Raw genomic sequence first — 12453 nt, forward strand, 5'->3', positions numbered from 1 at the left:
ACATATCACCAACCAATTCATAACAAGGGCGTTCACTGAAGTTATAAGCCACAATTTCCCGATTGTATAAATCTAATATAGGTGATAAATACAGTTTTTTACTTCCCACTTTAAACTCAGTTGCATCCGTTACCCATTTCTGACCAGGTTTAGTCGCCTTAAAATCACGGTTTAATAGATTGGGCACAGCACTAAGACGACATTTATAAGAACGATATTTCTTTCCTCTTATCAAGGATTTTAAGCTCATTTCTTTCATTAAACGTAGCACCTTTTTATGATTCACAATGACATTCTTATTTTGTAATTCAGCCGTAATTCGTCGATAACCATAGCGACTAAAGTTATCTTCATAAATCTTGATAATAAGCGCTTTTAATTCACTATTTTTATCAATTTTAGATTTAGCCGAATCGTGATAGTAAAAAGTACTTCGCGACAAACCTGATGCGCTAAGCAATTTATTTAAGGGGTATTTTTTCCTTAATTCATCAACTATTTGATACTTTTCTTTTTTTCTAATCTCTTTTGTCGAAGTAAGGCATCCAACTTTTTTAGATAAGCCACCTCCACTTCAAGGTCACTGACCATTTCGAGCAATTCTTCTTTTGTTTTTTCACTATTTTTTTTAACTTTTTGAGCCATTTTTTTATCTGCTTTTCCCTGTGGTGGATTCGGTGTCATTGAAAAACCTGCTTTGCCCTATTTTTGGTATATTTTAAACCAGTGGCCTACATATCCAAAGTGTATATCAAACGCCAAAGCAGCTTGATTTTGTGAAAGATGATTGTCTATAAAATACCTGACCACTTTGTATTTAAAATCTGGAGAAAAATACCTTGGTTTTGTGACGGGTTTTAGTCCTTCAATGCCTTTTCTTTTATATAACTTTACCCACGACTCCACTGTACCGACAGGCACTTGAAAGTGCCAAGCGGTTAAACCATAATCATCATTACTCTTAAAATAATGTTCAATGACTTGTTTTTTAAAATCGAATGGATATTTTTTGGCCATAATTTTGTTCCCAAAAGTAGATTTAAACAATCCAACTTTTGGGGGGCAGTTCAGAATTCCCTAACAACCCGCGCTTTGGCTGCAGAATGTGGCCTGCGGCTCCCCTCCGCCGTCGCTCGGTCTTGACGCACCGTTTGTGGACGCGCTCCCGCGCCCACAAACTCGCCAAACATCCTTGTTTGGCGTGCTAACCTCGCTCTGTTGTCGGCACATTCTGACGCCCGAATAAGACAAACAACATAACCATCCTTATTTGGAAAATATTATGTTTTTATAATTATATGATTGATTTTATTTGAATTAAACGCCTACACGGCGTTAAGGAAGCGGGCATTGAGAACAGCTAAAACCGTGCATTTCTAAACCACCTACACGGCGTTAAGGTAGAGCTCAAGATTTGATAAATCTTGCTATATAAAGATAAACAACAATTTCATCTTTGAAAACCCTTTTTTTGAACAACCTATTAACATATTGATTTTATTTAATTTTAAATTATCGTTAAAAAAGGGTTTGGAGCGGTTAACTTGCTGTTATTAGGGCGCTATTCGTGGTTTTGTTGATTTGTTGTATGTCGGCGCTTTGCTTAGGTTATGTAAGCGGTTGATTTTCCTTGAAAATACAAAAATAAAAACTTCAATAAAATCAATACCTTTCCTGACCACTTTTTGGATGTAATTGCATTGTTTTTTACAAAAAACAATTCACCAAAAAGCACCTAAGATTATGTTGTCTGTCTTATTCCGGCGTCAGAATGTGCCGACAACAGAGTGAGGTTAGCACGCCAAACAAGGATGTTTGGCGAGTTTGTGGTGCGTCGGGAACGCGTCCACAAACGGTGCGTTAAGACCGAGTGGCGGCGGAGGGTAGCCGCAGGCCACATTCTGCAGCCAAAGCGTGGGATTGCAAAGGGAATTCGCTCTAATTCCCTTTGCTCGGACGTGGTCACTGTGGCTGTTTTGTCCACCCAAGGTCAAAACGTCCGAAACCTTGCCGTACTATAAATAGACCACGAATTTAAACCGCCACAGTGTAATCACTAGGATTGCCAATCACGCTTTCAGCATCGGCGGGGGGGCGTTATTCTTTGTTAGATTGTCCTCTCAAGCACCATAATCGCCCCCGCGGCCCAAGGATTAAGGATTAAGGACTAAGAAATAAAAGCTAAGGTGTGGTGCAAATAGCAGGAAGGTTGTAGTCGCCGCTGTCGGCGTTGCCGCGGTCAACGTTGCCGTAGTACGAGCCGACAACGAAGCCATTGCTACCTGTTACGTCGCTTGTCCAGTGGCTGTAGCTGACGAAGCCCGCATCAGCGTAGTTGAGCATGGAGCCCCACTCCGTGAAAAACCCAGCACCTATGTGACGCATGTAATAATCACCAGATGAATGAGGCAAGGCGCCATCTATGCCATTTATACAGGGGAACCAAGTTTGATCTGTACCCCAACACTTCGCGTTAGTTAAATCCCTAACCCCAGCAAGACGATAACCCAAACGACTACACCAAGTGGATTGGTTAGACTGAGTATCAAATTTATTACTCCGATTGACGAACCACTGCTTTAACACAAATCCATACCTCACTTCATTACCACGACCATCCCTACCCACCAACTCAAAGGTCTGCGGCAAAGATGGCAACGGAGTAAGCGGACTAGGATTATCTGACAATATTTGAGTGTTATCCGCCTTAGGACCGCTTAACTTAACACGTGCGACAACTTTTCCCCTATCAGCACTAGGAATCCAATATTCATTAGCTGCTACACTTGTCACCGTAGCCGTTATTCCACCACGCGTGACCGGAGACCACGTCAACTGACTTTCATCCACTCCAGCAGGCATCTCTAAGTCAAAATACACCCCATCAGCACCCGTTGTCGGAAAGTTTCGGTCGTAAGATGATGAATCATTTGACTGAGTTAAAAAACCCTTTGTAGGACTCCATATGTTAGATGGGCCGGCAAAGCGAGGGTCGTCGATATAATTGATGCCAGTAGTACCACCCAATAACAAATTCGGCCTTGCGTGACTCACAAAGTAACAAACACCAGAACCACTGTCATACGGATTAATATAATAATCCACCGTAGCTCCACTGAAACTAGTCCTATTAGGAACTCCGTACCGGGTCTGTAAATATCCCCCTGTACTACTTAATCTTACCTTATAAGGAGCATTACATATACTTAATGCATCACTACGATTAACTCTATTGCCTTTTTGTCCGTAAACGATACCGATATACTCCCCGATACACCATTTACAGCCGGCTCATCTCCATCATCATCTCCCCAATTACTCTGAACAACCAAATCATTCATACTAATTGAACTCTGTGACGACGGAACGACCATTGCTATATGATCTAAGTTACTCCCCACATACGGCAAACTTATCGGATTTGTCGCACTTGATGTATTTGTCGACGGCGTGATTACCCGACCATCCTGCAACCAAATAGACAACAAACTGTCTACATCTGTTACCTTTGTCCGACCACCGTCGAACGTTAAATACGGTGCACTACCTTCTATTTCCTTTGATGTATTTGCCGTCAATGCCATAGAACACTGCGCATACGACAATAAGAGTAGTGGCGCAAAGAACAACGTGGATTTTGATAATAACGAGAATTTAGATAACCATTTGGAAATCGGCAATAGCCTTACCGATAAACTCGACGAGTTCAATAAGCTCGATAACTTCGATGATAAAAATAAAGCTCCTGAGGAATCTTGATGACTGTAGTAACTTTGATACCCCAAAAGATACATCAAATAATTACAATACATAACAACCTACCTTTTAAATAAATTTTTTATGGGAATTTCAAGATTGTTACTCAATGATTAGGACTTTTATCTGGATGAAAGATTGTATTCTGCCACAAAATAAAGAACAGCTTATTTTTGTTTATTTTTGTAAGGTTTTGTTAATAGAATAATGTCTTGGAAACGTTTTTGGCAGTTGTTCGGATTAAAAACAGCAAAACAAAAACATCAATAAAATCAATATCTTTTCTGACTGATTTTTGCTAAAGATGATCTCTCCTTTTTCAACATAGAAAATAGTGTATATTAGGTTTAAGTTGAATATAACCATTTTTGAATCACGAAACAATGAATATAAAAAAAACGCTCGCAATTTGTGGTTACAGCGGTAGCGGTAAAACAACCTTGTTGGAAAAGGTTATTCCGTTACTTGTTGAGCAAGGTTTTAAGGTAGCAACTTTAAAACATGCACATCACGATATTGAATTTGATACTCCAGGAAAAGATAGCTACAAATTACGTAAAGCAGGATCGTTACAAACAATTGCCGCATGTGATAATCGTTATGCTTTTATTTGCGAAACCCCTAACAAACCTGCTGATTTGCAGACTTTAGTTAATCAATTTTCTGATGTTGATGTTATCTTAGTTGAGGGATTTAAAGATGAGCAAATCCCTAAAATTATTTGTCATCGAAGCCATGTTCAAAAACAGTTTTTCATCGATGATTTTACTTTGGCTATTGCTAGTGATGAGCCTTTAGATACGAATGTGCCAAGATTTGATATTAATCAGCCAATTCAGATTGTTGAGTTTATAAAAAGTTATTTATTAAAACGTTAATATATCGTATCTTATTTGCTAATTTTTTACGTTACTTTACCTGAATCAGCATGAAGCCTTTATTCAAAAAATTTTTAAACATAACTAAAAAAGTGATAATTGGATTTGTGCTATTGTCCGTTTTGCTTGTTTTATTAATGCGTTGGGTCGATCCTTTTGGTTCTATGTTGATGGTAGAAAGAAAAATCACTCATTGGAATATTACTCAACAACGCACATGGAAAGATTGGGATCAGATCTCTAATAATATTAAAATAGCAGTTATTGCCGCCGAAGATCAAAACTTTTCTAATCATTGGGGATTTGATTTTAAGGCGATTAATCTGGCTTTACAATATAATCAAAATAATAAAAAAATTCGTGGCGCCAGTACCATTACGCAGCAAGTCGCCAAAAATATTTTTTTATGGCCATCGCGCAGTTGGGTTCGTAAAGGGTTTGAGTCGTGGTTTACGCTTTGGATCGAGCTTACTTGGTCTAAACAGCGCATACTTGAAATTTACTTAAATAGCGTTGAATGGGATGAGGGCGTTTTTGGTGTTGAAGCGGCTTCACGCCACTATTTTAACGTTAGTGCTAGCCAATTAACTCCTACTCAAGCAAGTTTACTGGCTGCTATTTTACCTAATCCAAGAAAATGGAGTCCTGTTAACCCCAATAGTAATATTCAAAGAAAAGCAGAATGGATTCGTACTCAAATGAATAATTTGGGTGGTAAGTATTATTTAGATAAGCTCAAATGATAGCTAGATCAGTGTCGCTATAAATTTAGGTACCACTTTACTTGCTGGCCCGTAAATTTTGGTTTGAAATAGACTTTCACCTAGACTTGGCTCTAAATTAAGTTCAATCGATTTAGCACCAGCTTGATTAGCTATTTGTACAAAACCAGCAGCAGGATAGACATTGCCTGATGTGCCAATGGATATAAAGTAATCTGCTTGCGAAAGTGCATCATAAATTTGTTCCATTTGTAGGGGAATTTCACCAAACCAAACTATATGTGGACGAATTAATTTGTTTTGTTGATAATTCACATCGTTAAAGCAATCAATTATCTGTCCTGTTTTTTCATTACGCACTTTTAATAACTCACCATGCATGTGTATTATATTTTTAGATCCAGCTTGTTCATGTAAGTTATCCACATTTTGTGTCACAATTAAGACGTTATCAGTGCCTAATTTCTGTTCTAACTCAGCTAGCGCAAAGTGGGCAGCATTAGGCTTTACGTTTGGTTTTTGTAATTTACGGCGCAACATATTATAAAAATCATGTACCGCTGTTGGGTTGCGCATATAACCTTCGTAAGTTGCTACATCATTAACATCATAACCTTCCCATAATCCATTTTGGGCTCGAAACGTTGATAAACCCGATTCGGCCGAAATACCAGCCCCGGTTAGAATAACTATTTTAGGTATCGTCATAATGCATTGCACCTTTATAATTTAACTAAGGTTATTGAAAGTAAAATATTAACCAGTTATTGGCTGTATTCGGTAGTAAAAATATGCAAAGCGGGCTTGCTGAGTTTTTGATATTGACTGTAAGCACTTGCCACTTTTAATCGAATATCAGCCTTGGATTCGCCATTTAACCAACTGTTAATCATTGCATGTACACTATAAGCTTCTGGCGCCATACGATGCAAAGTTAAAATGAGCGGCGTAATACCTAGGCGCGATAGTGGTGGTGTAAAATATTGTTGGCTTTTGCAAGCAAATACCGCTGCATAACGTGATTTTTGTTTTTCTTGTTGTTCTTTTGATAATGTATCCCAGCGCCAGCTATCAGGCAGATACTTCTTCCATGACCATTCCATTAATGAATCGTGGCCAATATAGACAACCAGATTAGCACTGCCACCTGCCATGATCGTTTTATCGCTTAATTTAAACGCTTTTACCTTTTTGCCTGCTGAGTAGTCAATAAAATCATCAACAGTATCGTTAATATATTTGCCATTATACGCCTGTGCAATTAGATAGACATCTTTGTCTTGGTGTTTATAAATAATTTCTTCTAATATTATTCCTGATTTGGGTCGATTAATTTGTACAATTTGCCACTCTTTTTGCTTAGCAAAATAGGTTTTAAAACCATAAGCCGCCCCCCAATAAAGGTTGTTTTTGGGATCTTGACCATTACCTATCGCCTTTGGAACAGGTGCAATCTTTTGATATTTGTTATCACAAAGTGCCACCAAAACATGGATCACTTTGGGTTCGGCAAAGCAGGGAAAGGAGAGTATAAAATAAATAGTAGTTGCAAACCATAACTGTGATTTTATTGCCTTCATTAATCTACTCTTTATCTGTATATTCTAATATATCACCCGGTTGGCAATCTAGATGTTTGCAGATTGCCTCGAGCGTTGCAAGTCTAAATCCTTTTACTTTGCCTTGCTTAAGTAATGATAAATTTTGTTCTGTAATACCTATCGCCACCGCTAAGTCTTTGGATTTTATTTTACGTTTTGCTAGCATTACGTCTAAATTTATTATAATTGGCACATGTGGCTCCTTTTAAATAAATTGTTTATTTTCTTCAGCTAGTTGGCAAGCCTTTTTTAGTATTTGACCTATAAGCATAATACTCATGGCAGGAAATAGCGTTATAATATCATCACTAGAAAAAGAAATAGAAAAGTAACGTGCTGACGACTCTTGATTATAAGTTAAGATCATTGTTAATAAAGGTTCAGATAAAAAACTTATAACCACCCAAAAAACAAGCAATTTGCCAAATACGTAACAACGGTTAGCTGATTTTACCGAAAAATACTCTGATTGACTGTAATAAATAAACAATAATCTAAGTTGATAAAACGCATAAGCTAAAATAAGTATTAATGAAGTATCAATTAACGTTGCGATAGTCGCTTGCCATCCAGATAACGATTTAGGATCAACATTATCAATCCCACTTTGGATAAAAGAAAACCCTCCAAATTCAAGCCCAATATTTTGCATATCAAAAAAATAATACAAGAATGGGCATATTGAGCTAATTAACATAATTAGAATAGGAATTAATGTTAATAATGCCATGAAGCGACAATATTGATTCAATCGAGAATGTGTTTTAGTCATATCTGTGTTCATCTTTATATCCTTTCTTTTATAAAACTGTACACAATATAACATAAATAAAGCATAAAACAATAAAAAATTAAAACAAAACGATAATTTTTTATTGTTTTATTAGGTTGGAGTACAAAAAAAAACCTTACTTTTTTATCAGTAAGGCCTAAGAAGTTAACAATAACAAATCAACTATGCTTCAATAGCAACTCGTAATTTTTTCATTGCATTTTTTTCGAGTTGGCGAATACGTTCAGCTGAAACACTATATTTATCAGCTAAAACTTGTAATGTAGACTTACTATCATCCGAGTCTAACCAACGCGCTTTGATGATATCTTGGCTACGTTCATCCAATTTTAATAATGCATCATGTAACTTATCTGTTGCATCATTTTCCCAATTGTCATTTTCAATTGATTTTGAAAAATCAGAATTGCTATCTTCTAAGTAAAGTGCTGGCGCAACAATTGAATTATCATCGTCATCACTATCTATATCAAATGACATATCTTGTGCTGACATGCGTGATTCCATTTCAAGTACATCTTTACGGCTGACACCTAACTCATCAGCCACCATATCAACTTCAGCATTATTAAACCAACCTAAACGTTGTTTGGTCTTTCTTAGGTTAAAAAATAATTTTCTTTGTGCCTTAGTCGTGGCCACTTTAACAATACGCCAATTTTTTAATACGTATTCATGAATTTCGGCTTTTATCCAGTGCACAGCAAATGAGACTAGACGCACACCCATTTCTGGATTAAAACGACGCACAGCTTTCATTAAACCAATATTACCTTCTTGAATTAAATCAGCTTGTGGTAAACCATAACCTGAATACCCACGAGCAATGTGCGCAACAAAACGCAAATGAGATAATATCAATTGTCTTGCTGCATCAACATCGTCATGATAATAAAGTTTTTCACCTAATGATTTTTCTTCTTCTGCTGTTAGCATCGGATAGGTATTAACTGCGCGAATGTACGATTCAATATTACCTTGTGGAATTAAAGCACCTACTTGCATTTTTATATCAGTACTCATTTAACTCCCCCTTTAAATTAACTAGTTGTTGCTACATAGATAAAATGCAACAATTAAAAACGTTAAACTAACGTTCACTTATTAATTAGACCTTCAAGTTGTAAATTAGTTCATATTTTTTATTTAAAATTACTAAAAGATCTTGCTAGGCTCAATACTTACCAAAACTAATATACATTTTAATTAGTTACGTCAAAATAGCTAGGTAATTTGTGTCATTTTTAAATATTTTTTAGTCGCAACTAACGATGAAAGCCATCCAATAATGATAGTAATAAGTATAATTAATAAGCTTTCATCCCATAGTAAGCCTTCAATATGAATAATTGTTCCAAAAGCATCAGAAACATTCAATATAATTGATTCTATTTGAAAGATAAATATTTCCGATAATACCAACGAAACAACAGAGCTAACAAAACCAATAAAAATACCGCTATATAAAAAAGGACGTAAAATAAAACCTTCTGTTGCACCAATTAATTGCATAACAACTATAGTTTGTTTTCTAGCAAAAATAGTTAAGCGAATACTATTACCTATTACAAGTGATACAGCAATAATCATAAATATCGAAATAATCCATACAACAGATTTGACCATATTCGTTAACGCAGTTAATCGGGTAAACCAGCTATCATCTAATTTTATATCATCTATGCCATCAAGATTAAGTAATTGAGCTTGTAACTGATGCAATATGGCTGTTTTTTTTGCTTCTTCTTTCGGTACAATTATTGCGACAGCGGGTAATGGATTTTCATCTAATAAATCCAATGCACTACTAAATCCTGACCATGTTTTAAATTCTTCAATTGTCTTTTCTCGAGAAAGATAATTCACTTGTTCAACTTCCGAATAAGACTTAAGTTTAGCGATCAATTCAGTTGTTTGTTCAGGTGTTAATTCTTTATTAATATAAACCGTTAAATTTGGCGTTGGATACCATTGTTGAGCTGTTTGATTAGCATTTTTCCAAAGTAGATAACTAATAGTAGGTAGAGTAATTGAGATAGCAATAACAAAAACGGTCAATAATGAGGCAAAAATATGCTGAGAAAAATCATTAAAAGTATTACGCCAAGCATAGCCAATTTGTCTTTTCCAACGTGAAAAAAAACTATTGCTGTCTTTTTTCTTTAATTTAGTCGGTTTAATATTAGCGTAACTCATTAATTTTTAACCTCTAAAAACCCTTGATTTAAATGCAGTATTCGATGATGCTTGCGACGAATAAGCCCCATATTATGGGTTGCCATCAAGACTGTTACGCCTGCTTGGTTAAATTCTTCAAAAAGTTTTAAAATATCCTTAGACAGTTTATCATCTAAATTACCAGTCGGTTCATCAGCAAGCAGGACAGTTGGACGATTAACAATTGCTCGAGCTATCCCCACTCGCTGCTGTTCACCGCCGGATAACTGTATTGGATAAAATTTCATTTTATTTAGTAATCCAACTTTATCTAAAGAGGCAGACACGCGCCTTTTAATTTCCTCCGCCGGTTTACCTAAAATAATTAATGGAATAGCTACATTATCATAGACGGTATGATCCATCAGTAATTGATGATCTTGAAAAATCATGCCAATTGTGCGACGCAAAAAAGGCATATCTTGTCGCCTTAAACTAGAAACATCAATACCATTTAGTAATACTTTGCCATCATTAGCTTTTTCTAATCCACAAATTAATCGCATCAGCGTACTCTTACCTGCGCCAGAATGTCCTGTTAAAAATGCCATTTCTCCAGACAACAGGGTAAAGCTTATATTTTGTAATGCCGATTTACCACCAGAATAAACTTTACTTACACGCTCAAATTGAATCATGATTTCTCTCTATTCTTATGTTTCATCAAACAAGGCATTGATAAAATCATCTGCAACAAAAGGTCTTAAATCTTCAATTTTTTCACCCACACCAATATAACGGATAGGGATATTAAACTGATCTGCAATACTAAAGATAATACCACCTTTTGCTGTACCATCTAATTTAGTCAATGTCATTCCTGTTACACCGACTGCTTCATTAAATAATTTTGTTTGGCTAATAGCATTTTGGCCAGTACCTGCATCAATCGTTAACATAATTTCATGAGGCGCTGTTTCATCTTGCTTTTTAATCACTCGTACTATTTTTTTTAACTCATCCATTAAATGAGATTTGTTTTGTAATCGACCAGCAGTATCAGCAATCAATACATCGATTTTCTTTGCTTTTGCTGCTTGTATTGCATCAAAAATAACAGATGCCGAATCTGCATTGGTATGCTGTGCAATAACGGGGATATGATTACGTTCCCCCCAAACTTGCAATTGTTCAACAGCAGCAGCACGAAATGTATCGCCAGCAGCCAGCATAACTGATTTACCTTGTTGCTGAAATTGACGGGCTAATTTACCAATTGTCGTGGTTTTACCTACACCGTTAACACCAACCATTAAGATAACAAATGGATTATGGCTATTAGTATCAAGAGGTTTATCAACTCCATCTAAAATAGATTTCATTTCTTGTTTTAACAGCTCATGCAAAGCATCTGCATCTTTTAATTCTTTTCTTGATGCTTGCTTTGTTAAGTTGTCTATAATTTTTTGTGTTGTATCAAAGCCCACATCAGCAATAAGTAACTGTTCTTCTAGCTCTTCAAATAAAGCATCGTCGATCTTTTTTCCTTTAAATAGACTTAAAAAACCAGATCCAATATTCTGCTTAGTCTTAAAAAGACCTTTTTTTAAACGGGAGAAAAACCCTTCTTTTTTTTGTTCAATCATAAATAATTTATCCCACGATCATTTAAAGATCATTGTATCTTATTTTAGAATAAAGCCCAATCCATTCGATCTTTTAAAAAGATTGTAAAAGCAATATTTTGTGATCCATCACCAATAAATAACGCTGATTACAAATAAAGATCTCGAGTTGTGATAAATCGCCATTCACTTAATGGTAATTGGTGAGTAAATAGATTATATTTTCCAATCTGCACACGCACTAGGCGTAAACAGGGAAATCCGACCGCAGCACACATCCTTCTGACTTGTCGATTTTTTCCTTCTGAGATTGTCATACTTATCCATGAAGTAGGTATTGTTTTGCGTTCTCTAATAGGAGGATCTCTTTTCCATAGCTGCAATGGTTCATCAAGAAAGGTTACTGTGGCTGGCTGTGTGTAAAATTCTTTTAATTGCACACCAGTTCTTAGCTTATCTATAGCCTGTTGATTAATAAGACCTTCAACTTGTACCCAATAAGTTTTTGGCAATTTAAACTTTGGTGAACTAATTTTAGATTGTAATTTACCATCACTAGTTAACAATAATAACCCTTCACTATCGGTATCTAACCGCCCAGCAGGGTAGAAATTAGGTAAATTTATAAACTCTTTTAACGTCTGATATTTTTCATGTGGCGAAAATTGAGTCGTCACATTAAACGGTTTATTAAAGGCTATTAAAGTGTTCATTTCTGACATTTTTTACCATTTATATTAATAAAATAAAACAGCAAAAGCAAAAAAGCCCAGCATGACTGCTGGGCTCTCTCTAATTTAAAAGTCTGGCGGCACCCTACTCTCACATGGGTAATACCCACACTACCATCGGCACTACGGCGTTTCACTTCTGAGTTCGGCATGGGGTCAGGTGGGACCACCGCGCTATTACCGCCAGACA

At 36.1% G+C, this 12453-nt stretch carries 15 protein-coding genes, 1 rRNA gene and 1 pseudogene; 2 read left to right on the forward strand and 15 right to left on the reverse strand.

What is annotated here, in order from left to right; translation table 11 throughout:
• The 5 genes from ACYIAJ_RS11110 to ACYIAJ_RS11130 all read right to left on the reverse strand — a co-directional run.
• Window positions 1-523: IS3 family transposase (locus ACYIAJ_RS11110; protein WP_483564828.1), on the reverse strand; the 523-nt coding region annotated here is incomplete at its 3' end.
• Window positions 496-684, reverse strand: a complete 189-nt coding sequence (locus ACYIAJ_RS11115; RefSeq protein WP_483564826.1) for a hypothetical protein — start codon at window positions 682-684, stop codon at window positions 496-498. The genes ACYIAJ_RS11115 and ACYIAJ_RS11110, both read right to left, overlap by 28 nt.
• Window positions 685-702: 18 nt before the next feature.
• Complete coding sequence (locus tag ACYIAJ_RS11120; RefSeq protein ID WP_483564827.1) at window positions 703-1017, reverse strand: helix-turn-helix domain-containing protein; 315 nt, start codon at window positions 1015-1017, stop codon at window positions 703-705.
• Window positions 1018-2181: 1164 nt separating this feature from the next.
• Window positions 2182-3105, reverse strand: a complete 924-nt coding sequence (locus ACYIAJ_RS11125; RefSeq protein ID WP_483560774.1) for a hypothetical protein — start codon at window positions 3103-3105, stop codon at window positions 2182-2184.
• 101 nt (window positions 3106-3206) lie between these two features.
• Window positions 3207-3812, reverse strand: coding sequence for a hypothetical protein (locus ACYIAJ_RS11130; protein ID WP_483560775.1), 606 nt, complete (start codon window positions 3810-3812; stop codon window positions 3207-3209).
• A gap of 327 nt (window positions 3813-4139) precedes the next feature.
• Between ACYIAJ_RS11130 and mobB the strand changes: the two genes are divergently transcribed.
• Together mobB and mtgA are read left to right on the forward strand one after the other, a co-directional pair.
• A complete protein-coding gene (mobB, locus tag ACYIAJ_RS11135; protein WP_483560776.1) occupies window positions 4140-4634 on the forward strand; it encodes a molybdopterin-guanine dinucleotide biosynthesis protein B in 495 nt (164 codons plus the stop codon).
• 50 nt (window positions 4635-4684) lie between these two features.
• On the forward strand, window positions 4685-5377 hold the full coding sequence (mtgA, locus tag ACYIAJ_RS11140; protein ID WP_483560777.1) for a monofunctional biosynthetic peptidoglycan transglycosylase: 693 nt from the start codon (window positions 4685-4687) through the stop codon (window positions 5375-5377).
• 3 nt (window positions 5378-5380) lie between these two features.
• Here mtgA and cobB read toward each other — a convergent pair whose 3' ends face one another.
• From cobB to rrf, 10 genes and pseudogenes are all read right to left on the reverse strand, one after another.
• Window positions 5381-6064 (reverse strand): Sir2 family NAD+-dependent deacetylase, encoded by a 684-nt coding sequence (gene cobB / locus ACYIAJ_RS11145; RefSeq protein ID WP_483560778.1) that lies wholly within the window; start codon window positions 6062-6064, stop codon window positions 5381-5383.
• Window positions 6065-6120: 56 nt separating this feature from the next.
• On the reverse strand, window positions 6121-6936 hold the full coding sequence (locus tag ACYIAJ_RS11150) for a hypothetical protein (protein ID WP_483560779.1): 816 nt from the start codon (window positions 6934-6936) through the stop codon (window positions 6121-6123).
• A 4-nt stretch (window positions 6937-6940) separates the two neighbouring features.
• Window positions 6941-7150 (reverse strand): helix-turn-helix domain-containing protein, encoded by a 210-nt coding sequence (locus tag ACYIAJ_RS11155; protein WP_483560780.1) that lies wholly within the window; start codon window positions 7148-7150, stop codon window positions 6941-6943.
• A 12-nt stretch (window positions 7151-7162) separates the two neighbouring features.
• A complete protein-coding gene (locus ACYIAJ_RS11160; protein WP_483560781.1) occupies window positions 7163-7741 on the reverse strand; it encodes a DUF2975 domain-containing protein in 579 nt (192 codons plus the stop codon).
• A 171-nt stretch (window positions 7742-7912) separates the two neighbouring features.
• A complete protein-coding gene (gene rpoH, locus ACYIAJ_RS11165; RefSeq protein WP_091350919.1) occupies window positions 7913-8773 on the reverse strand; it encodes an RNA polymerase sigma factor RpoH in 861 nt (286 codons plus the stop codon).
• 201 nt (window positions 8774-8974) lie between these two features.
• The gene (gene ftsX / locus ACYIAJ_RS11170; RefSeq protein WP_483560782.1) at window positions 8975-9946 is read right to left on the reverse strand and encodes a permease-like cell division protein FtsX; all 972 of its coding nucleotides are present in this window, start codon (window positions 9944-9946) and stop codon (window positions 8975-8977) included.
• Window positions 9946-10605, reverse strand: a complete 660-nt coding sequence (gene ftsE / locus ACYIAJ_RS11175) for a cell division ATP-binding protein FtsE (RefSeq protein WP_483560783.1) — start codon at window positions 10603-10605, stop codon at window positions 9946-9948. Before ftsE ends, ftsX begins: the two co-directional genes overlap by 1 nt.
• A gap of 15 nt (window positions 10606-10620) precedes the next feature.
• A pseudogene (ftsY, locus tag ACYIAJ_RS11180) lies at window positions 10621-11538 on the reverse strand (signal recognition particle-docking protein FtsY); the annotation flags it as partial.
• A 143-nt stretch (window positions 11539-11681) separates the two neighbouring features.
• Complete coding sequence (locus ACYIAJ_RS11185; RefSeq protein WP_483560784.1) at window positions 11682-12245, reverse strand: pseudouridine synthase; 564 nt, start codon at window positions 12243-12245, stop codon at window positions 11682-11684.
• Between the two features lie 90 nt (window positions 12246-12335).
• Window positions 12336-12451, reverse strand: a 5S ribosomal RNA gene (gene rrf / locus ACYIAJ_RS11190).
• Between the last annotated feature and the right edge of the window lie 2 nt (window positions 12452-12453).

The organism is Gilliamella sp. X-46, from assembly GCF_057063525.1.